Consider the following 22,016-nt stretch of genomic DNA (forward strand, 5'->3'; position numbering starts at 1 on the left):
AAGAGGGCCCGCTGCACCAGTTGGAGAAAGACCGAAGGGTAGAAAAACAGCAGAAGCGAGCAGAGAGCGGTGACGCTCAGCGGCAACAGGCAGTAAAGGGGCGCCTCGCGGATGCCGCCGGTGGCCTCCCCAGCCGGGGCCGGGGCGAAGAAACCCCGGTAGACAATGGGGAAAAAGTAGGCCGCGTTGAGCAGCGAGCTGCCGAGCAGCACCGCCACCAGAACCATCTGTTCGGCCTCTACCGCCCCGAGCAGAAGGTTCCACTTGCTGAGGAAGCCACCCAGGGGCGGCATGCCGATAATCGAAAGTGCGCCGAGAAAGAAGGCCGCATAGGTGACCGGCATTTTTCGGCCCAGACCATCCATCTCCGAGATGTATTTCTTGTGGCTGGCTACATAGATCGCCCCGGCGCAGAAAAAGAGGGTGATCTTGCCGAAGGCATGCATGGCGATGTGCAGCACGCCGCCGGTCATCCCCGCTGCGGAGACCATGCCGGCGCCGAGAATCATGTAGGAGAGCTGGCCGATGGTCGAATAGGCGAGCCGCCGCTTGAGATTGTCCTGGGTCAGGGCGACCAGGGAGGCGAACAGGATGGTGATGGAGACGAAGTAGGTCAGGGCCACGCCGAGGTCAAGACTCCGCAGCAGGTCGGGACCGAAAATATCGAAGATCACCCGCAGGATCGAGAAAACCCCGACCTTGACCACCGCCACGCCGTGCAAAAAGGAACTCACCGGCGTCGGTGCCACCATCGCCGCCGGCAGCCAGCCATGAAACGGCATCACCCCGGCCTTGGCGAAACCGAGCACGAACAGCAGCAGCAACAGGCTCAGGGTTGCCGGCGAGGCCTTGCCGGCAAGAATCCCGCCGTGGGTGAAGTCAAGGGTTCCGGTCAGCTGGTAAACGATCAGCATCGCCGGCAGCACCAGGCCGATGGAGGTGCCGAGGATGTAGGTCAGATACTTGCGCCCCGAGGCTCGCGCCTCGGCGTTCTGCTCGTGGGTGACCAGCGGATAGGTCGACAGCGAAAGGACCTCGTAGAAGAGGTACAGGGTCAGCAGGTTGGCGGAAAAGGCGACGCCGATGGTGGCGGCGATGGCGACAGCGAAGGAGGCGAAGTAACGGGTCTGGTCGTGCTCCTTGAGGGCCCGCATGTAGCCGATGGAATAGATGGAGGTGAAGATCCAGAGAAACGAGGCGACCAGCGCGAAAAACATCCCCAGGGCATCGACCCGCAACTGGATGGGCACGCCTGGCAACACCTCAGCCAGGGTGAGGACGAAACCACCACCAGCCAGCACTGCCGGCAACATCGAGGCGACTATAGTGAACATGCCGACGCCTGCCAGCAGTGTCCAGCTCTCACGCAGATTGGGAGTGCGTCCGGAGAGCATGATCGGCACGGTAGCGAGCAAGGGGAGCATGACGGCCGCCAGCGGCCAGAAGGAATGGGCGTAGACCATGATTTATCCAGCATCCATTAGGAAAGACATCAAGGGGAGCGTTATTACGGCCCTCCCCTGCAAGGCAGGCTAGAACCCTCCAGGAATCGCCATCCGGATCACCCCGCTGACCAGTGGCCCGGAGCCGAAACCGACCGCGATCAGAGCAAGCGCCGCCAGCACGACCGGTGCGAGCATCAGCAGCGGCGCTTCCTCAACCTGGAGCGCCGCATGCCCGTGGTCATGGCCGTGGCCGTGGCCCGCCTCGCCGGTGCGGAAGTAGGCGATCTCGATGATGCGGAAAAACAGCACCGCGTTCACCAGGCTGCTGAACAGCAAGGCCGCCACATATCCCCACTGCCCTGCCTCGATGCCGCCCAGCAGCAGGTACCATTTGCTGAAAAAACCGGCCGTCGGCGGTACCCCGATCATCGAAAAGGCGCCGACGGTGAAGGCGGCCATGGTAATCGGCATCCGCCGGTACAACCCCTTGAGGCGGCCAAACTCGAGACTGCCGGTGCGATAGGCGATGGCCGCGGCGGCCAGGAAGAGGCAGAGGGTCATCAAGGCATCGTTGACGATGTGCAGGATGGCTCCGGTCATTCCCTGGGTGTTGGCGAGCCAGACCCCGCCGACCATGTAGCCGACCTCGGCCACGATGATATAGGTCAGCATCCGCTTCAAATCCCGCTGGGCCAGGGCCAGGGCCGATGCGCAGACGATCCCCAGGGCCGCGGCCCAGACGATGAGCGATTGCACACCGGCATGCTGGACGAACTCGTATTCCGGGGAGAAGATGGAAAACATCACCCGGATCATCAGGAAGACCGTGACCTTGGTCATCAGCGGTGCGATCATCACACCGGCCCCGGATGGCGCCAGGGAATAGGCGTTGGGGAGCCAGCCGTGCAGGGGGAAGAAACCCATCTTGATCCACAGCCCGACCAGGATGAAGGCGAAGGCGGTGGCGAGGGCGGCGCCCGCCGGCATACCGGCAAGGATGCGGGCAATGTCCGCCATGTTCAGAGAGCCGGTGAGCAGATAGAGGTAGCCGACCCCCAGCAGATAAAAGCAGGCGCCAATCGAGCCCATGATGATGTAGTTGAAACTCGCCAGCGGCGCCCGGCCCCGGCCGATGCCGATCAGCCCGTAGGTGGTGATGGAGGTGATCTCCAGCAGGACGTAGAGATTGAAGGCGTCGCCGGTCAGCGCCAGCCCATTAAGGCCGGCGATGAGGATCAGGTACATGGTGAAGAAGAGATACTCGCGTCCCGGCAGCTCGCGCTCAACGCTCGGCAGGGCGGAGCAAGTCGCAGTCATGGCGACCGCCGAGATGAGGAGCAACATCAGGGCGCCAAGGGGATCGACCACCAATTCGATGCCGTAGGGTGCCCGCCAGCCGCCGACCACATAGTGCAGCGTTCCCTCGCGTAAGATCCGGGCCAGAACGAAGAAGGCGCCAATGGTGGAGAAGGCCAGGGAGCCGAGCACGATGGGCGCTATCCAGGTGCGGGAGGAACGCCCCAGAATGTTGACGAAGAAGGCGGCCAGCAGAGGCACCGCCATAACGAAAACGTGCAGGTTCTGTCCGCTCATCGGCCGACCTTCTCCAGGATCTCGTCTTCCTCCAGTGTCCCATACTCGCGATAGATACGCAGGAGCATGGCGAGGGCGACGCCGGTAACGCTCACCCCGACGACGATGGCGGTCAGCATCAGCACGTGCGGCAGGGGGTTGACGATCGTGGCCGGGTCCACCCCGTACTTCAAAGCTGTATATTTGTCGAGGATCGGAATGGCCCCGCCCCGTTTCACCCCGGTGGAGACATAGAACAAGATGATGGCGGTCTGGAAAATGTTCAGCCCGATCAGCTTCTTTACCAGGTTGCGCTTGCCGATCATGGCGTAGAAGCCGATCATCATCAGCACCACGTAGATCCAGTAGTTGTACTTGGCGACGATCTCCGCCACGATCCCGTCCATCTCAGAGTCCCTCATCCATGTTGCCGGCTGAACCGAGATCCCAGAAAAGGGATACCATGATGCTCATGACCGCCAGGCCCACGCCCAGTTCGACGATGAATACCCCAAGCGAGCGCCATTCCGCCGCTTCCATGGGGATGAGGACGGTAAAGGCGGTGTAATCGAGGAAGAGCCCGCCAAGGATGGCAGTCAAGGCCGCGGTTCCACAGTAGATGAGCACGCCGATATTGCCGACAATGGCGTTGGCGCGCTCGGAAAAACGGCCAAAGGAGGCGTCCAGACCGAAGACCAAGGCGTACAGGATGAAGGAGGCGCCGAGGGCCACCCCCCCCTGGAAACCACCGCCGGGGCTGTAATGCCCGTGGGCGATGACGTAAAGGCCGAAGAGCTGGATGAAAGGGACCATCAGCCGCACCGACATCTGGGTGATAAGGCTTTCGCCGATCAACTTCCCGCCGCGGCGTTCCTGCACGACTTTCACGTTTTCGACCTCCGCAGCACGCTGATCACAACCAGGCCGGCGCAGTAGATGACCACCGTCTCGAACATGGTGTCGTAGCCGCGGTAATCGGCCACCACCGCGGTAACGATGTTGGGGACGTGCGTTTCCGGCACCGTCTGCTGGATATAGTAAGGGGAAAGGTGGCGGTTGGGAGGAGACTCCGGATCTCCCCAGGCGGCAAAATCCTGCGTGCCGTAGAGGAGGATTGCCCCGGTGACGAGGGTTGCCAAAAGGGCCAGCGCTTTCAATCCTTGCTCCTTCGCGTGGTGCGCAGAATGGCGCCGATGAACAACACGGTACTGACTCCGGCACCGACCGTGGCCTCGGTAAAGGCGACGTCGACCGCCCCCATTTCCGCCCACAGCAGGCACATAAGGAAGCTGTAGACGCCGAAGATGACGGTGGCCGAAAGCAGGTCCCGCACGGAGATTGCGGCCACCGCGCAGATTACGACCAGAACCAGAATGAGCAGATCCAGTTGCCAGGTCATTTGGTCTTCTTCTCCTTGGTCCAAGGTTGAACCCCGCGGCTCAGCGCCGCCTCGGTGAGGGCGTGCGTAGCGGTGGGACTGGCGACAAAGATGAAGCCGGCGATCGCCAGAATCTTGATGCTGACCAGGACGTTGGCCAGGGTCAGCGGCTGCAGGTTGTAGAGGGCGATCCCGAACAGGACCAGGACCGCCGCCAGCGAGTCGCATTTGCCGGCGGCCTGCATCCGGGTGTAGAAATCCGGCAGGCGCAGCACCCCCAGTACCCCGGCGGCGAAAAAGAAGAGCCCCAGCACGATCAGGACGACAGCAATAGTGGTCATGCCTGACCCCCTTCACTCTCGTCTTCCAGGTGGACCGCCTTGCGCCTGAGGAAATACTTGGTCGCGCCGAGAGTGGCGATGAAATTGAGCAGCGCGTAAGCGATGGCGATGTCAACGAACATGCCGACATTGTTGTAGAGCAGGCCGATCAGCAGCAGCAGCACGGTGGTCTTGGTGCCGATCATGTTGCCGCCGAGGATCCGGTCGAGGACCGTCGGTCCGCCGACCGCCCGCACCAGGCAGAGAAGCATCAGCAGCAGCAGGACCAGGCCGGCGGCGAGGAAGAAATTCGGCATCAGACGCTCCTCTCCAGTGCCCGGGCCACTCGCTGCTCCATCTCGCCGGGCAACGACTCGGCCGAGCTGCGGGTCAGGGCATAGACGGTGAATTCGTCATCGTCGATGCTGACGGTGATGGTGGCCGGGGTCAGGGTGATCGACTGGGCGAAGGTAACCTTGGAGATGGGACGTTTCAGGGTGGTTTTGAAACGGATCAGGGAGGGATCGATCAGGTCGAGCATCCTGGGATGGAGCACGACGTAGGCCACATGAAGATTGGCCAGAACGATTTCCTTGAACAGATAAGGGAGATAGAGGAGGATTCCGACCAGGTCGCGTGTCCAGGTGCGTGCTTCGCCTTCCTTGAAGAGCAGGTCATGGCTGAAATGGGCCACCAGCAGACAGGAGAGGACGCCCAGGGAAAGATGAAAGGCGTCGAACATCCCCGACATGACCACCCAGAAGACAAGCATGACCAAAAAAGTGGCAACCCTGGCCATCACCGCAACCCTCGCAAAATAGATTAAAACAACGCTTTATCCCGCCGCGGAACAGTGTGCACTCGAAACGAGCGCCGACAGCGGTTAAGCGAATGAAGCCTCCAGCAAAATCGGGACCGGGCCCGCATGGCAGAAATAAAACGCCCGAGTTTTTTAGCATGCCTTGCCGAAAGAGGTCAAGCAAATCCGGCACGGCCGGTAGCCCTTGCCTCGATGCCCCCGCTACCGTATAATCGGACGCGCTTCGGGCACTTGCGGCCTGTGATTTTTTCAGAACGTTATTTTACCGAATCGAAAGTGGGGTTCTGATGGAGCGGAAAATTTGTGCGGCGACGGTGCAGTTCAACATCAGCATGGGAGGAATCGACCAGAACCTGCAGAAGGCCCTGGCGGGGATTCGCCGGGTTCGGGAAAAGGATGCCCGGCTGGCCGTCCTGCCGGAGATGTGGAGCACCGGCTACGACTACAAGCGCCTGGCGGCGCTGGCCGAGGAAACGCCGCGGGTGATTGCCGCCCTAGGTCAACTTACTGCCGAACTGGAAATGGTGGTGGTCGGCAGCCTGCCGGAGAAGGTCGATGGGACCATCTATAACACCGCCTGGGTCATCGACCGCGGCAAAGTCGCCGGCAGCTACCGCAAGCTCCACCTCTTCTCCACCATGGGCGAAGACCGTTTTCTCGGCGCCGGCGACCGGACTCTGGTCGTCCCTACGTCGGTGGGCCGGCTCGGGGTCGCCATCTGCTACGATCTACGCTTTCCCGAACTGTTCCGTAAACTGGCCCTCGAAGGGGCCGAAATCCTCTGCCTCCCCGCCGAGTGGCCGAAACCACGGCAGGAGCATTGGCGCACCCTGCTGCGGGCGCGGGCGATCGAGAACCAGTTTTTCGTCGCTGCCGCCAATTGCTGCGGTCTCCAGGGGAAGCTCGATTTCTTCGGCATGAGCCTGCTGATCTCCCCCCGCGGCGAAATCCTGGCAGAAGGCGGCGAGAGCGAAACCGAGCTCACCGCCCTTTTCGATTTCGAGGAGATGGCCTCCTACCGCTTCCAGATTCCCTGCTTCCGCGACCGCCGTCCCGAGGTCTACGGTACCCTGCCCTGAAGTCACGCCCCTGTTGGACACGAAGGCCCCGTTGGCCAAGCCAGCGGGGCCTTCATCTGTTCTGACCAAAACCTGTTTTGAAAACATTCATGTTGGTGAGCGTCGACACGTCTCTTCGGGACTATCCCTGTCCCGATCTTTGCCGAAAGCTTCGCCACAGGGAAATCGCCAGAGTCAATAGAGTCAGAGGGATCACGAACCCGGTCATCGCCTGGGTGAGCATCGAAAGCCCGTGATGCTGCATCGCCGTCAGTGCTATAAAAAGGGTGTAGGCGAGATAATAACCGAGGAAAAGCCCCCCTTCCCAGCGGGCGATGCGGTAGCCGGCAAGAAAGATGGGGAGACAGGCGACCGCGACGGCAATCATGACCGGCAGGTCAAAGGTCAGGGCGGTTGGCGGAACGGGCACCCCTTCGGGGGTCAGGGCAGCCGTCAGGCCGAGCACCGACAGAATATTGAAGATATTGCTCCCCACCACGTTGCCGACGGCAATATCCCGTTGGCCGCGCAGGCTCGCCAGCACCGAGGTGGCCAGCTCGGGCAACGAGGTCCCCACCGCCACCACGGTCAGGCCGATCACCAGATCGCTCACCCCGAAGAACGTCGCCACCGACACCGCTCCGTCGACGAGCCATTTCGAGCCGACCCCCAGCAGCACCAGCCCCCCCAGTATCTGAAGGATCTGCGCCCCTCGTCCCGAACGGCCGCCGGCCGGCGGGGCCGCCTCCGGGGACGCCTGCTCGCGGAGCTCCCGCCGGCTGCGGCGCACGGTCCAGACGGTGTAAACGATGATGCCGGCGAAAAGCAGCCCGCCCTCCGCCCGGCCGATGGCGCCGTCCAGGGCGAAGAGCGTCAGCAGCAGCGACACGCCGATCATGATCGGTACCTCCAGGCGCACCACCTGACGGGAAACGACCAGGGGTGCAACCAAAGCCGAGAGGCCGAGGATCAGCAGCACGTTGCAGATGTTGCTCCCCACGACGTTGCCGAGGGCGATTCCGGCTTGACCGCTCTGTGCGGAGAGAACGCTGACCGCCAACTCGGGGGCACTGGTGCCGAAGGCCACCACCGTCAGGCCGACGACGAGAGGGGAGATTCCGCAGTCGGTTGCCAGTTGCGACGCCCCGCGGACCAGCAGTTCGGCGCCGCCGATCAGCAGCGCGAAGCCGGCCAGCAGCAGAATAGCCATCCAGAGGCTCATGGTCTTTCCTTTCCTGTCGCCCGCATCAACGGGATATCCCTTGCCGGGCCAGGGATTCGAGTCGGGCGATGCGCTCCTCCATCGGCGGATGGGTCGAGAAGAGGGTGCGCAGGCCGCCGCCCGTGAGGGGGTTGACGATGAAGAGATGCGCCGAGGCGGGCCGCGCCTCCTGCATCGGAACGGCGTGGGCGGCGTTGTGCAGCTTGCGCAGGGCGCCGGCCAGGGCCAGGGGGTTGCCGCAGATCCTGGCGCCGGCGGCATCGGCCAGATACTCGCGGGAGCGGGAAACCGCCATCTGGATGAGCATGGCGGCCAGCGGGGCGACGATGGCCATCACCAGGGCGCCGATCATGCCGCCGCCCCCCTCCTCCTCGTCGTTGCCGCGGCCGGCGCCGAGAAGGGCGCCCCACTGCAGCATGCTGCCGATCATCGAAATGGCGCCGGCGAAGGTGGCGGCGATGGTGGAGACCAGAATATCGCGATTCTGCACATGCGCCAGTTCATGTGCCATCACCCCTTCGATCTCTTCGGCGCTGAGGATGCGCAGGATCCCTTCGGTGGCGGCGACGGCGGCGTGCCGCGGGTTGCGGCCGGTGGCGAAGGCGTTGGGACTCTCCGAGGGGATGATGTAGACGCGGGGCATGGGCAGTCGCGCCTGCATCGCCAGCCGCTCGACCATGCCGTAGAAGGCCGGGGCATCGTTCGGGCCGACCTCGCGGGCGCCGTACATGCGCAGGACGATCTTGTCGGAAAACCAGTAGGAGAAGAAGTTCATGCCGGCGGCCATCAGGAAGGCGAGCACCATTCCGGTCTTGCCGCCGAGGGCGCCGCCCATGAGGACCATGAGCACGGTGAGCAGGGAGAGAAGCAGGGTGGTCTTGAGCCGGTTGAGCATCATGTCTGTTACCTCCGACGATGGTGGTTATCGTCACAGGTAAAGAAAAAGACCTTTACCCATGACGTCGTGCGTCTGGATAAAGGTCTTGCTGACGATCTCTCGTCCCCTGCCCGGGCCTGGCGGCCGTACTGACGGACACGGGGCCGGCCTGTTCGGCGGCCGGTAGCTACTCCCCTTTATGTGAAAACCAAAATACGGGAAAGGCCAGGGGCCTGTCAAGAGGTTATTTTTCCAGTCGCTGGGCATCCTTGCGGAAGGCGGCGGGGACCTCCTCGAGGCGGTCGACCATGTGCAGTTCGCCCTGCCCGTCGACATAGAGGTAGCGGGGATTGCTCGCCCCGGCCGACGGAACCGGACCAGGCTTGGCGGGAACGGATTTTTTCTCCAGGGGGGGAAACGCAGGCTCGGCCGTCTTCGGTTTTTCAGGAACGGCCTTGGGCCGGGCAGGGGCGGGAGCTTTTTTCCCGGGGTCTACCGGCTTGGCCGGCAGGCGGTGCCCCAGCCGCAGCAGCCGGCTGCGGAAATCGACGTAGAACGCCCGCACCTCGGCCAGCACCGGCACCGGCATTTCGACCCGCACCAGCAGCTGGTCGAGGCCAAGACAGACGACCAGGAAGAGAAAACTCCAGAAGAGAAAAGAGCTCAGCCGTTTCATGGATGCCTAATGATGATGGTGGTCGGGGCCATGGTCGTGGTCATGTCCGCCATGGCCGTGAGTGCAGAGGCTGGAGCGGCGCTCCCGATGCTTGAGCTGCTGGATGACCGGGCCGGTGACGCAACGCGAGCATTCCCCCTGCAGGGTGGTGTGAGTGATGTGGTAGTCGTGGTCGAGCATCTGCTCGATCTCGCCGATGATCTCCCCCTGGCGCAGCCGGTAGTCGGGCAGGATGTCGATATGCGCCGACAGCGCCGTGATGTGCGAGCAGATCGACCAGACGTGCAGGTGGTGGATGTCGTTGACCCCGGCGACGGCACGCAGCTTCGCCACCAGTTCGTCCAACCTCACATGCGGGGGAACCCCCTCCAGCAGGATGTGCCCTGCCTCGCGCAGGATGCGGACCGATCCCCAGGCGATGACCAGGGCGATGCCCGCGGAGATGAGGGCGTCGACGACGTACCAGCCGGTGAAGAGCATGATCACACCGCCGGCAATGACACCCACCGAGGCGATGGCGTCGCCGATCACGTGCAGAAAAGCGCTGCGCACGTTGAGGTCGTCGTGCGAGTGGGAATGCAGGCGGCTGGCGGCGACCAGGTTCATCACCAGGCCGACGGTGGCGATGATGAACATCTCCTTGCTCTTGACCGCCTCGGGATGGAAGAAGCGCTCCCAGGCCTCGAAGAGGATGCCGGCGGCGATGACCAGAAGGGTGGCGCCGTTGATCAGCGAGGCGAAGATCTCCGCCCGGTGCCAGCCGTAGGTGCGCCGGTCGGTGGCGGGAAAGTTGGCCAGAACGATGGCCGACAAGGAGAGGACCAGGGCGAAGAGGTCCATGAATACGTGGGCGGCGTCGGAGAGCAGGGCCAGAGAGTTGGTCCAGAAGCCGCCCGCCACCTCGGCCACCAGGGTCACCGCGGTCAGGACAATGGCAAAACGGAAGCCGCGGGTGATGCTGCGGTCGAGGTGGTTGCCTTCGGTCATCCGTCGTTTCCTTCCTTTGCTGGGCTAAGGCCATGATAGCCAGAGCCGGCGGGAATGGCAAGGGGCTTGTCCGCGCCCGGGCCCCTCGCATTCGCTTAAAAAGCGGTGGTCGCCGGTTCCCTTTTGCGCCACCCTGTGCTATGTTTGCCTCCATTTCAGCGTTCAGGAGAGCAGCGCATGCCCGAAAAAGTCTACGACGTCCTCATCATCGGCGGCGGCCCGGCCGGCCTGACCGCCGGCCTCTACACCTCCCGCGCCAAGCTCGACACCCTGCTGGTGGAGCGGATGATCATGGGCGGCCAGGTCATGACCACCACCAAGGTGGAGAACTACCCCGGCTTCCCCGGCGGCATCGACGGCCCCGACCTGATGGTCCGCTTCCAGGAGCATTGCCAGGAGTTCGGCCTGCAGGTGGAGTACGGTGAGGTGGAAAACCTGATCGACCACGGCGCCGAAAAGGTGGTCGTGGTCGACGGCCGCGAGGTGCGGGCTCGCTGCGTCATCGTCACCACCGGCGCCGAGCCGCGCAAGTTGGGGATTCCCGGCGAGCAGGAGCTGACCGGCCGCGGCGTCTCCTACTGCGCCACCTGCGACGGCGCCTTCTTCCGGGGCGTCCCGGTCGCCATCGTCGGCGGCGGCGACACGGCCGCCGAGGAGGCGCTCTTTCTCACCCGCTTCGCCAGCAAGGTTTTCCTCATTCACCGCCGCGACCAGCTGCGCGCCACCAAGGTGCTGCAGGACCGGCTGGCGGCCAACGAGAAGATCGAGATCCTCTGGAACACTCTCGTCGAACGGGTCGAAGGGGATGCCTCGGGACTGAAGGCGGCCGAGATCAAAAACCTGGTCAGCGGGGAGCGGTGTCCCCTGCCCCTCGAAGGGCTCTTCGTCGCCGTCGGCGTCACCCCCAAGGCGCACTTCCTGGCCGACGTGCTCACCCTGGATGCGGACGGCTACATCCTGACCGACGCCGAGTGCCGCACCTCGATACCCGGAGTCTTTGCCGCCGGCGACGTGCGCAAGAAGATTCTCAAGCAGATCGCCACCGCCGTCGGCGACGGCGCGGTGGCCGCCATCATGGCCGAGAAGTACCTGGAGGACCTGGAGGGATAATTGCTGCCGGGCAACGCCCGGCACGCAGACAAGGAGGGGGGAAGCATGCTGGCCAAGGTACTGTCCGGAGCGTTGATCGGAATCGACGCCTACCCGGTGGAAGTGGAAGTCGATATCGCCCAGGGGCTGCCGCAGTTCTCGACAGTGGGCCTGCCGGAGGGGGCGGTCAAGGAGAGCAAGGACCGGGTCAAGTCGGCGATCAAGAACTCGGGCTACGAGTTTCCGGCCCGCCGGATCACCATCAATCTCGCCCCGGCCGACATCCGCAAGGATGGCGCCGCCTTCGACCTGCCGATGGCGGTGGGGCTGCTCACCGCCACCGGGGCGCTCAAGCCGGCCCGCCCCGGGCGCTACGTGCTGATGGGAGAACTCTCCCTAGACGGCCGGGTCAAGCCGGTCAAGGGTGCCCTGCCGGTGGCGGTCGCCGCCCGAAACTGGGGCGTCGCCGGCCTCATCCTCCCCGAGGAGAACGCCGCCGAAGGGGCGATCGTCGATGCGCTGCCGGTCTACGGCGTACGCGACCTGGGGGAGGCAGTCGCCTTCCTCAGCGGCGAAAAGGAGCTCGACCCCTGCCGGGTCAACGCCCTCGAGCTCTTCTCCCGGGCCGCCGTCCACTGCGAGGATTTCGCCGAGGTCCGCGGCCAGGAGCACGTCAAGCGGGCCCTCGAGGTGGCCGCGGCCGGCGGGCACAATCTCCTGATGGTCGGCCCGCCCGGCAGCGGCAAGACGATGCTCGCCCGAAGGCTCCCCAGCATCCTCCCCGCCCTCTCCTTCCCCGAATCACTGGAGACGACCAAGATCCACTCCATTGTCGGCCTGCTGCCGCGCCAGAACGCCCTGGTTGCGGTGCGCCCTTTCCGCAGCCCGCACCACACCGTCTCCGACGCCGGCCTGATCGGCGGCGGCACCCTCCCCCGTCCCGGCGAGGTGTCGCTCGCGCACAACGGCGTCCTCTTCCTCGACGAGCTTCCCGAGTTCAAGAAAAACGTCCTGGAAATGCTGCGCCAGCCCCTGGAGGACGGTCAGGTCACCATCAGCCGCGCCGTCCAAAGCCTCACCTACCCCGCCTCCTTCATGCTGGTGGCGGCGATGAACCCCTGCCCCTGCGGTTTTCTCGGCGACAGCCAGCACGCCTGCTCCTGCACTCCGCCGCTGCTTCAGCGCTACCGCACCCGCCTCTCCGGCCCCCTGCTCGACCGCATCGACCTGCACGTCGAGGTTCCGCGCGTCCCCCATAGGGACCTGGCCGACCCGCGCGACGGCGAGCCGAGCGAAAGAATCCGCGCGCGGGTCGAGGCCGCCCGGGCCATCCAGTCCGAGCGCCTCGCCCCCTTCGGCCTGCACGCCAACGCCCGCATGGCCTCCCGCCATATCCGCAAGTTCTGCCCGCTCGACGCCGCGGGGCAAAAGCTGCTGGAGGTGGTCACCGACCGTCTGGGACTTTCCGCCCGCACCTACACCCGCATCCTCAAGGTCGCCCGGACCATCGCCGATCTGGCCGGCAGCGAGGCGATCCAGCAGGCGCACCTGGCCGAGGCGATCCAGTACCGCAGCCTTGATCGGCGGGTGCAGTAAGGACAGCGGTAGCAGCCTTCCATCGCACAGGAAAAGCGCGCCCTCCATATCGACGGAGTGCACGCTTTTTCTGCTTGCTTCGGCTATTCATTGATTTCCTCTTTGAACTTCTCGCCAGTCGAAGAGCCGGAGGATAGCCCCTGGCCGCATCCAGATAAGCATGAGCGTCTGGAAAGGAGCGATGCCTGACGAGAAGTGGCGTCACCGCCCCTCCCCCCCGTTCGCCCGCCGAAGACCTCGGTGCGTCGGACTACCTCCATTTCCAGGTTTTCGTTCAGCAGGCGCAGCCGCTCCTCACTTTCCCGAAGTTTGCAGGTCGCCATCCGCCCCGAGAAACTGTTTCCAGAAAAATTGCAGGGTACCCTTGGGCTGCTGACGCAGGGGCGCCGAATCAAGGCTGTTGGCCAGTGACTCGATGGCGAGAGACGATCTCCCCCCGGGATAAAGCTCGACCACTGTTTTTTGCCGGCGCAGCGCTTCGGGCATCCGTTTGTCGGCGGTGATACAGCCCAGAAAATCGATGGAGATGTCCAGGTAGCGATGAGATACCATGGTCAGCTTCTGGAACACCTCGAGCCCCTCCTCGCTGCTGCCGGCAAAGTTGACGACCAGGTAAAACTGCTTCTGGTCATAACGGGTGGAGAGCAGTTTCATCAGGGTGTAGGCGTCGGTGATGGCCGTCGGATCGGGCGTGGTCACCACCAGAATGTCCTGGGCGGCGGCGTTGAAATAGGTGACGTTTTCGGAAATCCCCGACTCGGTATCGATGAGCACTACGTCGAATTCCCCGTGCAGAGTGCCGAGCTCTTCGAGGAAATGCATTTTCATCCCGGCATCGAGATGGGTGAAACGCTGGATACCGGAGCCGGCCGGCAGAATCTTGATTCCCCGCGGGCCGTCGGCGATGATCCCCCGCAGGCTCTGCTCGCCGTTGAAGAAATTGTTGAGGTTATAGCGGGGGGCGAGCCCGAAGATGACATCGATGTTCGCCAGACCCAGGTCGGCATCGATGACCAGCACCTTCTTGCCCTTTTTCGCCAGAACCATGGCCAAGTTGGAAACGATAGCCGTTTTCCCCACCCCCCCCTTGCCGCTGGTCACGGAAAACACCCGGGTGAACCGCTTTTTCTCTTGCCTCTCCTGCGAGCCATCAGCGGGACGACCGCGACGGGAGCGGAGGGTTTGGGCCTGGTCTTGATGTTCAATTGGCACATTCATGACAACACCCTTTATGCGTGGACCATTGCGTAGTCGACCGTCAGTCTGGCCAAGGTGGAAGTCTTGCCGCCCCCCCATCTCCCCGTTGCGAAGAGTGCGGGTGGACAGGGTCAGGGCATCGGCCCCAACGTTTTCTTGACCATTTTCAGGGCCGAGGACATTTCCTCCGCTTCGAACACTTTCACCAGAATGGACATTCACCGTTCCCAGAGATCGGACTTTCAGGTTGGCAGCGATTTCATTGTGCTCGAGAACCACCAGGCTGGGCAGGTAGCGCTCGGTCAACTATTTGACATGGGGTCAGATTGTTGGCGTGCACAGCAACTCCGGAGACCTCCCGCCGCTGAACTTCTGCATCCCCGCCCTCAAGCGGACGAACTCGATTAACAGCTCAGGATCGCGGGTGGCGGGAGCCCAGCCTGCCAGGGTCTCGAGGATTGTCCGGATATCCCGGATGGAGACGTGCTCGCGTAAGAGATTCTGCAGTTCTCGCAAGATGGTTCCCAGCGACATGAGCTCCTTGACCCGCATCGGATAGCCCTTGGAAACGTTATCCAGCAAGTTTTGGGCCTCTTGTCGCCCGATCAGCTCAATAGCGTTTTTTTGATGATTACGCTGGAGACCAAAACCCGGCTCCCTCTGGTTTTGATACTTGCCGACCAAGGGTGTGATCCGCAACGCAGCGGGGTAGCGCCTTGGAACCGACGAGCCTCGGATTTCAGGATGACGCCAGGGTGTTCCTGCAGGACAGGGAGGTAAGAGGGATTTTTCTGGTCATGCGTGAGGTGACGGAGGGAGAATTTGCCACCCCCATGAGGGATCCGGTCCGCAGCCAGGGAGGGCCTGGCGTTTTGTAGATGTGGCTACAGGGTGATTTCGAGCTGCTTCTTCTTGATCTTCTCCAGCAAGGTGGTGCGATTGAGGCTTAGCAGCAGGGCCGCCTCCTTCTTGTTGCCGCCAGTCACTTCCAGCGCCTGAAGAATAAGGCGTGCCTCGAACTCTTCCACCAGGGCATTGAAATCTATTCTGCCCCCCTGCTGAAGGAGGTACACCTCGGGGGGCACGGAGTTTTCTTCGTTAGCAGGCGTTGCCGGCACCGGACGGTCCATATGGGCGACGTACTTCTCAGGCAGGTCCTGCAGAGTGGCCATGGCGCCACCATGCAGAATGGCCATGCGCTGCACCAGATTTTCCAGTTCCCGCACGTTCCCCGGCCACGAATAGTTTATCAATCCCTCCAGGGCTTGCGGTTCAAACCCCAGAAATGCGTTCTGCCGGTTTCGGTTGAAGGCCTGAACGAACTTGTCGATCAGCAGGTGGATATCTTCCTTGCGTTCCCGCAGTGGTGGGATATGCAAAGGCATGACACTGAGGCGGTAATAAAGATCCTCCCGGAAGGTCCCATCGGCCACCGCCTTCTCCAGATCGCGGTGGGTGGCGGCGATGACCCGCACGTCGACCGGTACCGGCTTGACGCCGCCGAGCGGTTCGAACTCCTTTTCCTGCAGCACGCGCAGCAGCTTCGCCTGCAGGGAAGGCTTCATGTCGCCGATCTCGTCGAGGAAAAGTGTTCCGCCATCGGCATACTGTACCCGCCCGATTTTGGAGGCGGTGGCGCCGGTAAACGCCCCCTTGACATAGCCGAAGAGCTCGCTCTCCAGAAGTTCGTCGGGGATGGCGGCGCAATTGACGGGGACCAGGTTCTTTCCCTGTCGCGGTCCGCGACCATGAATGGCTCGGGCAACCAGTTCTTTGCCGGTGCCGGTTTCCCCCTGGATCAACACAGTACTGCGATCGTCTTCGGCCACTTTTTCGATGATGTCGAACAGCCTCCGCATCGGTGCCGAAACACCGAGGATGCCGTGGCAGCCTTCCGACTTGCGGAATTTCCGACCCTGCTGCGCCCGGTGAACGAGCAGATCATAAAACTGCAAGCCCCGAGCAGCAGAAATGACCACCTCAGTCAGGTCGTAGGGCTCTTTGATGGTCGAAAACGCGCCGTTCCGCATGGCCTCGACGCCGGCTTCCCATGCCCCCTCGGGAACACAGACGATAGTAGCCGTCTCCGGATTGAGTTGACGGGTTGCCCGCTGCAGGTCAAGCCCTTTTTTTTCCGGCAGAAAGAGGTCGGTTATCAACAGACAGACCGGTTCCTTCTTCAGCATCACCTGGGCGCTGGCAGGGTTTTCCGCCTCCAGCACCACGCACTCGATTTCCTGGCGCAGGAGAGCGGCCAGGCGCTCCCGCACATGCTTATCGGCCTTGACTATCAGGATAGAGCGCATCGCCATTGATTATCTTTCTGCTCCGGAAGAAGGCTTAAATATGAGTCGATTCTTCAAATCTCTATTTTAGGGGGATTTAATTTAACTGCATTTTGCTGAAAAAACAAGGATGGAGCGCAGACGAACGGCTCAACCGGCCTGCCCCAGTCTTGTCTCCGTTTCGGCAGCGATGCGCCGGCTCAGCTCTGCCAGCGCCCGGCCCATCGCCTCGACCGTCCCGCCCGCTCCCCCGCCGCGAACCGGCTCGACGATGGCTTCCTTACCCACCGACAGGAGTTCCCCCTTCTGCTTGCCGTGCAGCGTCCAGAAGACGTCGAGCACCACCGTCTGCTGGTCGGTCCCCTCGAACCGCAGGACCGAAACCTGGACCCGGCCATCGGCGCGGGCCGTCGCTTCCCACGGGAGCACCAGGTACCCTTCCTGGCCGAGCAGGGCGGCGAGGTTGTCGACGAGAGCCCGGGCGAGGTCCCTCTGCAGCGAGCCGGCCCAGCGGTCGACCTCCAGCAGGGCTATGCTCGTCGCTCCGTCGCGCCGGACGATCTGGGGCCGGTCGAGGTAGTCGGCGATCTCGACCGGGCCGACGGCGATGATCCCCCGCCGCTCTGCCACCTCCTTCGCCGCGGAACTTTCTCCCGCCGGCACCGAGGGCAGGGAGTGATAGCGGACCGCCGGGCTGCTGCCGCAGGCGGCAAGGCCGAGCAGCAACACGGCGCAGAGGGCCGTGAACTGGGGATATGAACAGCGCAGCATCTCCTACTCTCCTTTCAGGGCACCCTTGCCCCGCAGCAGGGCCTCGGGATGCCGCTCGAGGTAATCGACCAGGGTATTGACCGCGCGGGCCGCCGCCGCCGTCTCCTGCAACGCCCGCTGAAGCTGGTAGGTCGACCGCTCGTCCGATGCCGTCTGCCGCACCGCCTCGAGGGCCTCCTGGGTTTTGTCGAAAGTGGCGCGGGCCTCGACCAGGGTCTCGTTGATATTTCTGGCCATCTCGCCCGTGGCCCCTTCCTCCATCGTCAGGAATTTCTCCATCTGGTTGAGGGCTTTGGTGGCGGCTGCCGTCGTCCTGCGGCCTTCCTGCCCCAGAGCCCTGATTTCCCCATCCAGCGTGCGGACCACCTCCTGCACCTCCCTTGCCGTGGTGCCCAGGGAGCTGACGGCCGCATGCAGTTCGGGGGAGTTGGCCAGGCGGTCGACCCCCTCCATGGCCGAGTGCATCTTTTCGACCAGCTCCTCCAGGGGGAGTTCGGCAAGGGTCTTCTGCAGCTCTTCGGTCTTGGAGAGGATAGAGGGAATTTCCGGGCGCGCCGACTCCTTGCCCCGCAGCACCACGGGGGAACCGGGAAAGAAGTCGAGATAGACGGCAAGCTGGCCGGTGACGATGCTCTGCATCTGCAATTGCGCCCGCAGCCCCTTCGCGATCAGTTCCTGGAGATATTTCCGGTCCATTCCCTCCCCCTGGAACGTATCCTTCTCGACGTCGATGATGATCGGGATGATTACCACCATCTGCTGTGGGTCGAAGGCGATCTGGATGTCGGTGACCGTACCGATCTTCACCCCCCGGAACATGACCGGCGAGCCGACGCTGAGCCCCTTGACCGAGCCTTCGAAGTAGACCACGAATTTCCAGGTGTCGGCGAAGAGCTTGCCCGAACCGAAGATCAGCACCCCGACCACCAGCAGGACGAGCGCTCCCAGGACAAAGGCTCCGATGACCACCTTGTTCGCTTTGCCGTTCATCTTCTCCGTCCAGCCTCCCATGGTTTGCGCACACGATTATCCCTACAGCGAACCGCCCGGAGCCGGCGGGATCGGCCGGCCGGCGGCTGCCCCGCGCGTCAGGAAATTCCTCACCTTCGGGTCGTCGGTCTCCGCGAGGAGTTTTTTCGGGTCGCCCGCGGCGATCATCGTCCTGGTCTCCGGGTCGAGAAAGACCGAGTTGGTGCCGATGGCGAAGATGCTCGCCAGTTCGTGGGTAACCACCACGACCGTCGCTCCCAGGCTCGCCCGCAGCTCGAGAATGAGGTCGTCGAGCAGGTGCGCGCTGATCGGGTCGAGGCCGGCAGAGGGCTCGTCGAAGAAGAGGATGTCGGGATCGAGGGCCATCGCCCGCGCCAGTCCGGCCCGCTTCTTCATGCCGCCGCTCAGTTCGCTGGGATAGTAGTCTTCGAACCCCGCCAGCCCCACCAGCGCGAGCTTGAGGGAGACCCGCTCGCGGATCTCCTCCCGCGGCAACAAGGTGTATTCCTCCAGCGGCAGAGCCACGTTCTCGGCCAGGGTCATCGAGCTCCAGAGGGCGCCGCCCTGGTAGAGGACGCCGAAGCGGCGCAGGATCTCCCGTTGCCGCTCCGGCGCCGCCGCCCAGAAATCCTCTCCCCCGTAGAGCACCTGCCCCTGTGCCGGCGGCATCAGGCCGACGAGGTGCCGCAGCAGGGTGCTCTTGCCGCAGCCGCTTCCCCCCATGATGATGAAGATGTCCCCGCGGTCGACGGTGAAGCTGAGGTCCCGCTGGATGACCTCGGGGCCATAGGCCATGGTCAGGTCCCGCACCGCGATGCAGGGAGATCCCTTGTCGATTTCAACGGTCATCCACATGTCCTGTAGGCCTTATTTGTCCCATGAGTCCCATGTCATATCCCCAGCACGTTGCACATCAGGGTGATGACACCGGTCGCGACAACGATGCTGACGATGCCGGAGACGACGGCCGAAGTCGTGGCGGCGCCCACGGCCGAAGCGCTGCGGCCGCACTGCATGCCGCGCAGGCAGCCGCACAGTGCCACCAGCACCCCGAAGACGGCACTGTGAAACAGGCCGACCCAGAAGTCCTTCAACCGCACCGTGGCCTGCGTCATGTTGACGTATTCCATGACGTTGAGGTCGAGCATGAAGACCCCGACAAAGAGGCCGCCGAGGATTCCCATGAGATCGGCGTAGAGGCAGAGCAGCGGCATCATCAGGCTGAGGGCGAGCAGGCGGGGAAGGACCAGGAACTCGAAGGGGGAGAAGCCCATGGTCGCCAGGGCGTCGATCTCCTCGTTCACCTGCATGGTGCCGAGCTCGGCGGCAAAGGCGGCGCCGGTGCGGCCGGCCATGATGATTCCGGTCATGATCGCCCCCATGACCCGGACGACGGCGATGCCGACCAGGCTGGCGACGTAGATCTCGGCACCGAACATGCTCAGCTGGACCGCCCCGACGAAGGCCAGGATCAGGCCGACCAGGACGCTGATCAGCGAAACGATGGGCAGGGCATGCGAACCACAGTCGCGCATGATGGTGAAGAGGTCGGCCCGGCGGAACCGCGCCCGCCCGGTCAGCAGCCGGCCGAAGGCGACGGCCGCCTCACCGATAAAGGCGGCCATCGCCAGGTTCTGCTGCCAGGCACCGACGGCGAGGTCTCCCAGGTGCTCGAGAAAGGGGACGGGCGCCGGCTTCTGGTGCGCCCCGACGTGCTCGGGAACCGCCGTGGCGAGGGCAATCAGCCGCCGCACCCCCTCCGGGAGTTCCGTCTCGTCGACTGCAACCTGCCGCTCGGCGCAGACCTTTCCGACCATCAGCACGAAGGTGAGCAGGCCGCTGTCCCAGGCGCCGAGCTGCCGGGCATCGAAGGTGAGACGGCGGACGGCGGGCGCCGCCGCCAGCTCCTGCCGCAGTTGGTCGGCCGTCACCGGCCGGCGGCAGCCGGTCCAGGCACCCGCCAGCTGCAGGCGCAGTTCACCCGCGACAGGGCGGCTGAAGACCGAACCGTCTTCGGCCCCTCCCCTTTCCGGCATCTCCCGGCGACTCGCCGCTTTTCCTTGTCTCATCGGCTATCCGTCATCCCGGCCGGCGAGGACGTCTTTCCGCGCCCATCGTCGAACCGCTGGCTGAACCGCCTGGCAATGCCCGGGTCCTCTTCAGACTCGGCCACCTTTCCGGTTTCAGGTTGCAGGGTAAATAATTTACTTTTTAATTAACTTTTGCAATCCCTGATATCAGATGGCGGTGGATTGTCAATCGCCCTGCTCCCCAGGGGTGACCCCTCGCCTGCCCGGCTGGGGCCAAAGCCCTGGAGAAACTGAGCGCCGCTGGCAAATGCTTCCGGGCACGCTTGAAACCGCAAGGCAATGATTTATAGTGATAAGAATTTTCTAAACGCTCAAGCAAAAAATAGAGCGACTGCATCTGCCCTGCCCGATAGCTGACACCTGAATAGGTCCGGACCAAACAGAGGAGGTAACGATGGGAGCGAAAGTTGCGATCAACGGCTTTGGCAGGATCGGCCGACTGGTGCTGATGGCCATGGCCGAGCAGGGACTCATCGGCAGAGAGATCGATCTCGTCGCGGTGGTCGACGTCAGCACCGATGCGCAGTACTTCGCCTATCAACTCAAGTACGACTCGGTGCACGGCCGTTTCCAGGGGGAACTGGCCACGGCGAAGAGTGGTCCCTCCCTGGCGGAGGACGACCTGCTGATGGTGAACGGCCACCGCATCCGCTGCGTGGCGGCGGCCAAATCGCCCGATCTCCTCCCCTGGCGGCAACTGGGAGTCGACTTCGTGGTCGAAGCAACCGGGCTGTTTACCGACTCCGCCACGGCCGGTCTGCACCTTGCGGCCGGGGCGAAAAAAGTCATCATCAGCGCCCCCGGGAAAGGGGAGGTGAAGACCCTGGTGATGGGGGTGAACGAAGGGGAGTACGATCCGGGGAGCCACCACGTCGTCTCCAACGCCTCCTGCACGACCAACTGCCTGGCCCCGCTGGTGCACGTGCTGCTCAAGGAGGGGCTCGGCATCGAAACCGGGCTGATGACCACCATCCATTCCTATACGGCGACGCAGAAAACCGTCGACGGCCCCTCGAAGAAAGACTGGCGCGGCGGCCGGGCGGCGGCCATCAACATCATCCCCTCGACCACGGGGGCGGCCAAGGCGGTGGGGGAGGTGCTGCCGGCGGTGAAGGGGAAGCTGACGGGAATGTCCTTTCGCGTCCCCACCCCCGACGTCTCGGTGGTCGACCTGACCTTCCGCACGGTGCGGGAGACCTCCATCGAGGAGATCGACGCCCTGATGAAGAAGGCGGCAGAAACCTACCTCAAGGGCTACCTCGAATATGCACAGGAAGAACTGGTCTCCACCGACTTCATCCACTCGGCCAGCTCCTCCATCTACGACTCCCTCGCCACCGTGCAGAACAACCTCAAAGGCGAGAAGCGATTCTTCAAGATCGTCTCCTGGTACGACAACGAATGGGGCTACTCGCACCGGGTGGTCGATCTGCTGCGGTACATGATCGCCAGGCAAAACTGAAGCCCAAGGTGTTCTTGGTTGACAGCGCGGCGGAAACGGCGGGCTGTCGACCGAGAGCAACCCTTCCTTCTCCAATTTCGCTCGACCGGATGACCGCCTCCACGCTCTCCGCCATGACGGTTCCGCCGATCTCCATTTCGAGCAGGCCCGACCAGATCAGCTGAACGGCGACTCGATCGCG

The 22,016-nt window shown here is 63.4% G+C and carries 24 protein-coding genes; 4 read left to right on the forward strand and 20 right to left on the reverse strand.

Going from position 1 to position 22,016, the window contains the following annotated elements; translation table 11 throughout:
• From VD811_01075 to VD811_01115, 9 genes are all read right to left on the reverse strand, one after another.
• Positions 1-1,463 (reverse strand): monovalent cation/H+ antiporter subunit D family protein (locus VD811_01075; protein ID HXV19564.1); only part of this gene is annotated, 1,463 nt, incomplete at its 3' end.
• Between the two features lie 69 nt (positions 1,464-1,532).
• Entirely contained in the window at positions 1,533-3,038 is a 1,506-nt protein-coding gene (locus VD811_01080) for a proton-conducting transporter membrane subunit (protein ID HXV19565.1), read from the reverse strand.
• Positions 3,035-3,424 carry a cation:proton antiporter subunit C gene (locus VD811_01085; protein ID HXV19566.1) on the reverse strand — a complete coding sequence of 130 codons (390 nt, stop codon included), beginning with the start codon at positions 3,422-3,424 and terminating at the stop codon, positions 3,035-3,037. The genes VD811_01080 and VD811_01085 overlap by 4 nt, the downstream gene beginning before the upstream one ends.
• 1 nt (position 3,425) lies before the next feature.
• Positions 3,426-3,905, reverse strand: a complete 480-nt coding sequence (locus tag VD811_01090; protein ID HXV19567.1) for a Na(+)/H(+) antiporter subunit B — start codon at positions 3,903-3,905, stop codon at positions 3,426-3,428.
• Positions 3,902-4,174, reverse strand: coding sequence for a hydrogen gas-evolving membrane-bound hydrogenase subunit E (mbhE, locus tag VD811_01095; protein HXV19568.1), 273 nt, complete (start codon positions 4,172-4,174; stop codon positions 3,902-3,904). Before mbhE ends, VD811_01090 begins: the two co-directional genes overlap by 4 nt.
• Positions 4,171-4,416, reverse strand: coding sequence for a hydrogenase subunit MbhD domain-containing protein (locus VD811_01100; GenBank protein HXV19569.1), 246 nt, complete (start codon positions 4,414-4,416; stop codon positions 4,171-4,173). Before VD811_01100 ends, mbhE begins: the two co-directional genes overlap by 4 nt.
• On the reverse strand, positions 4,413-4,736 hold the full coding sequence (gene mnhG, locus VD811_01105) for a monovalent cation/H(+) antiporter subunit G (GenBank protein ID HXV19570.1): 324 nt from the start codon (positions 4,734-4,736) through the stop codon (positions 4,413-4,415). Before mnhG ends, VD811_01100 begins: the two co-directional genes overlap by 4 nt.
• Positions 4,733-5,032: a monovalent cation/H+ antiporter complex subunit F gene (locus VD811_01110; protein HXV19571.1), complete on the reverse strand. Its 300-nt coding sequence runs from the start codon at positions 5,030-5,032 to the stop codon at positions 4,733-4,735. Before VD811_01110 ends, mnhG begins: the two co-directional genes overlap by 4 nt.
• Positions 5,032-5,514 carry a Na+/H+ antiporter subunit E gene (locus VD811_01115; protein ID HXV19572.1) on the reverse strand — a complete coding sequence of 161 codons (483 nt, stop codon included), beginning with the start codon at positions 5,512-5,514 and terminating at the stop codon, positions 5,032-5,034. Before VD811_01115 ends, VD811_01110 begins: the two co-directional genes overlap by 1 nt.
• A gap of 308 nt (positions 5,515-5,822) precedes the next feature.
• Between VD811_01115 and VD811_01120 the strand changes: the two genes are divergently transcribed.
• Entirely contained in the window at positions 5,823-6,614 is a 792-nt protein-coding gene (locus VD811_01120; GenBank protein ID HXV19573.1) for a carbon-nitrogen family hydrolase, read from the forward strand.
• Positions 6,615-6,735: 121 nt separating this feature from the next.
• On the opposite strand, the gene VD811_01125 is transcribed toward VD811_01120, so the two are convergent.
• The 4 genes from VD811_01125 to VD811_01140 all read right to left on the reverse strand — a co-directional run bounded on the left by VD811_01125 (position 6,736) and on the right by VD811_01140 (position 10,355).
• Entirely contained in the window at positions 6,736-7,815 is a 1,080-nt protein-coding gene (locus VD811_01125) for a calcium/sodium antiporter (protein ID HXV19574.1), read from the reverse strand.
• 25 nt (positions 7,816-7,840) lie between these two features.
• Positions 7,841-8,713, reverse strand: a complete 873-nt coding sequence (gene htpX / locus VD811_01130; protein ID HXV19575.1) for a zinc metalloprotease HtpX — start codon at positions 8,711-8,713, stop codon at positions 7,841-7,843.
• A 223-nt stretch (positions 8,714-8,936) separates the two neighbouring features.
• On the reverse strand, positions 8,937-9,368 hold the full coding sequence (locus tag VD811_01135) for a hypothetical protein (protein HXV19576.1): 432 nt from the start codon (positions 9,366-9,368) through the stop codon (positions 8,937-8,939).
• 6 nt (positions 9,369-9,374) lie between these two features.
• Complete coding sequence (locus VD811_01140; protein ID HXV19577.1) at positions 9,375-10,355, reverse strand: cation diffusion facilitator family transporter; 981 nt, start codon at positions 10,353-10,355, stop codon at positions 9,375-9,377.
• Positions 10,356-10,532: 177 nt separating this feature from the next.
• Between VD811_01140 and trxB the strand changes: the two genes are divergently transcribed.
• On the forward strand, positions 10,533-11,465 hold the full coding sequence (trxB, locus tag VD811_01145; GenBank protein ID HXV19578.1) for a thioredoxin-disulfide reductase: 933 nt from the start codon (positions 10,533-10,535) through the stop codon (positions 11,463-11,465).
• Positions 11,466-11,510: 45 nt separating this feature from the next.
• Positions 11,511-13,040: a YifB family Mg chelatase-like AAA ATPase gene (locus VD811_01150; protein HXV19579.1), complete on the forward strand. Its 1,530-nt coding sequence runs from the start codon at positions 11,511-11,513 to the stop codon at positions 13,038-13,040.
• 294 nt (positions 13,041-13,334) lie between these two features.
• Here the strand turns inward: VD811_01150 and VD811_01155 are convergent, their stop codons facing one another.
• The 7 genes from VD811_01155 to VD811_01185 all read right to left on the reverse strand — a co-directional run bounded on the left by VD811_01155 (position 13,335) and on the right by VD811_01185 (position 20,352).
• Positions 13,335-14,258: a MinD/ParA family protein gene (locus tag VD811_01155; protein ID HXV19580.1), complete on the reverse strand. Its 924-nt coding sequence runs from the start codon at positions 14,256-14,258 to the stop codon at positions 13,335-13,337.
• A 300-nt stretch (positions 14,259-14,558) separates the two neighbouring features.
• A complete protein-coding gene (locus VD811_01160) occupies positions 14,559-14,921 on the reverse strand; it encodes an FHIPEP family type III secretion protein (protein HXV19581.1) in 363 nt (120 codons plus the stop codon).
• 200 nt (positions 14,922-15,121) lie between these two features.
• On the reverse strand, positions 15,122-16,549 hold the full coding sequence (locus tag VD811_01165; protein ID HXV19582.1) for a sigma-54 dependent transcriptional regulator: 1,428 nt from the start codon (positions 16,547-16,549) through the stop codon (positions 15,122-15,124).
• A gap of 123 nt (positions 16,550-16,672) precedes the next feature.
• Entirely contained in the window at positions 16,673-17,293 is a 621-nt protein-coding gene (locus tag VD811_01170) for a PqiC family protein (protein HXV19583.1), read from the reverse strand.
• A gap of 3 nt (positions 17,294-17,296) precedes the next feature.
• Positions 17,297-18,283, reverse strand: coding sequence for an MlaD family protein (locus tag VD811_01175; protein HXV19584.1), 987 nt, complete (start codon positions 18,281-18,283; stop codon positions 17,297-17,299).
• A 42-nt stretch (positions 18,284-18,325) separates the two neighbouring features.
• The gene (locus VD811_01180; protein ID HXV19585.1) at positions 18,326-19,132 is read right to left on the reverse strand and encodes an ATP-binding cassette domain-containing protein; all 807 of its coding nucleotides are present in this window, start codon (positions 19,130-19,132) and stop codon (positions 18,326-18,328) included.
• Positions 19,133-19,173: 41 nt separating this feature from the next.
• Positions 19,174-20,352, reverse strand: coding sequence for an ABC transporter permease (locus VD811_01185; protein HXV19586.1), 1,179 nt, complete (start codon positions 20,350-20,352; stop codon positions 19,174-19,176).
• Positions 20,353-20,767: 415 nt separating this feature from the next.
• Here VD811_01185 and gap point away from each other — a divergent pair, with 415 nt between their 5' ends.
• Positions 20,768-21,835 (forward strand): type I glyceraldehyde-3-phosphate dehydrogenase, encoded by a 1,068-nt coding sequence (gene gap / locus VD811_01190; protein HXV19587.1) that lies wholly within the window; start codon positions 20,768-20,770, stop codon positions 21,833-21,835.
• The last annotated feature ends 181 nt before the right edge of the window (positions 21,836-22,016 follow it).

The sequence above is a fragment of the Desulfuromonadales bacterium genome (genome assembly GCA_035620395.1).
Taxonomy (GTDB): Bacteria; Desulfobacterota; Desulfuromonadia; order Desulfuromonadales; family DASPGW01; genus DASPGW01.

Bases quoted from the DNA above. Each gene is read 5' to 3' on its own strand.
- VD811_01080 (HXV19565.1), bottom strand. From the start codon at position 3,038: ATGAGCGGACAGAACCTGCACGTTTTCGTTATGGCGGTGCCTCTGCTG.
- VD811_01085 (HXV19566.1), bottom strand. From the start codon at position 3,424: ATGGACGGGATCGTGGCGGAGATCGTCGCCAAGTACAACTACTGGATC.
- VD811_01100 (HXV19569.1), bottom strand. From the start codon at position 4,416: ATGACCTGGCAACTGGATCTGCTCATTCTGGTTCTGGTCGTAATCTGC.
- mnhG (HXV19570.1), bottom strand. From the start codon at position 4,736: ATGACCACTATTGCTGTCGTCCTGATCGTGCTGGGGCTCTTCTTTTTC.
- VD811_01110 (HXV19571.1), bottom strand. From the start codon at position 5,032: ATGCCGAATTTCTTCCTCGCCGCCGGCCTGGTCCTGCTGCTGCTGATG.
- VD811_01115 (HXV19572.1), bottom strand. From the start codon at position 5,514: ATGGCCAGGGTTGCCACTTTTTTGGTCATGCTTGTCTTCTGGGTGGTC.
- VD811_01120 (HXV19573.1), top strand. From the start codon at position 5,823: ATGGAGCGGAAAATTTGTGCGGCGACGGTGCAGTTCAACATCAGCATG.
- VD811_01125 (HXV19574.1), bottom strand. From the start codon at position 7,815: ATGAGCCTCTGGATGGCTATTCTGCTGCTGGCCGGCTTCGCGCTGCTG.
- htpX (HXV19575.1), bottom strand. From the start codon at position 8,713: ATGATGCTCAACCGGCTCAAGACCACCCTGCTTCTCTCCCTGCTCACC.
- VD811_01135 (HXV19576.1), bottom strand. From the start codon at position 9,368: ATGAAACGGCTGAGCTCTTTTCTCTTCTGGAGTTTTCTCTTCCTGGTC.
- VD811_01140 (HXV19577.1), bottom strand. From the start codon at position 10,355: ATGACCGAAGGCAACCACCTCGACCGCAGCATCACCCGCGGCTTCCGT.
- trxB (HXV19578.1), top strand. From the start codon at position 10,533: ATGCCCGAAAAAGTCTACGACGTCCTCATCATCGGCGGCGGCCCGGCC.
- VD811_01150 (HXV19579.1), top strand. From the start codon at position 11,511: ATGCTGGCCAAGGTACTGTCCGGAGCGTTGATCGGAATCGACGCCTAC.
- VD811_01155 (HXV19580.1), bottom strand. From the start codon at position 14,258: ATGAATGTGCCAATTGAACATCAAGACCAGGCCCAAACCCTCCGCTCC.
- VD811_01165 (HXV19582.1), bottom strand. From the start codon at position 16,549: ATGGCGATGCGCTCTATCCTGATAGTCAAGGCCGATAAGCATGTGCGG.
- VD811_01170 (HXV19583.1), bottom strand. From the start codon at position 17,293: ATGCTGCGCTGTTCATATCCCCAGTTCACGGCCCTCTGCGCCGTGTTG.
- VD811_01175 (HXV19584.1), bottom strand. From the start codon at position 18,283: ATGAACGGCAAAGCGAACAAGGTGGTCATCGGAGCCTTTGTCCTGGGA.
- VD811_01180 (HXV19585.1), bottom strand. From the start codon at position 19,132: ATGACCGTTGAAATCGACAAGGGATCTCCCTGCATCGCGGTGCGGGAC.
- VD811_01185 (HXV19586.1), bottom strand. From the start codon at position 20,352: ATGAGACAAGGAAAAGCGGCGAGTCGCCGGGAGATGCCGGAAAGGGGA.
- gap (HXV19587.1), top strand. From the start codon at position 20,768: ATGGGAGCGAAAGTTGCGATCAACGGCTTTGGCAGGATCGGCCGACTG.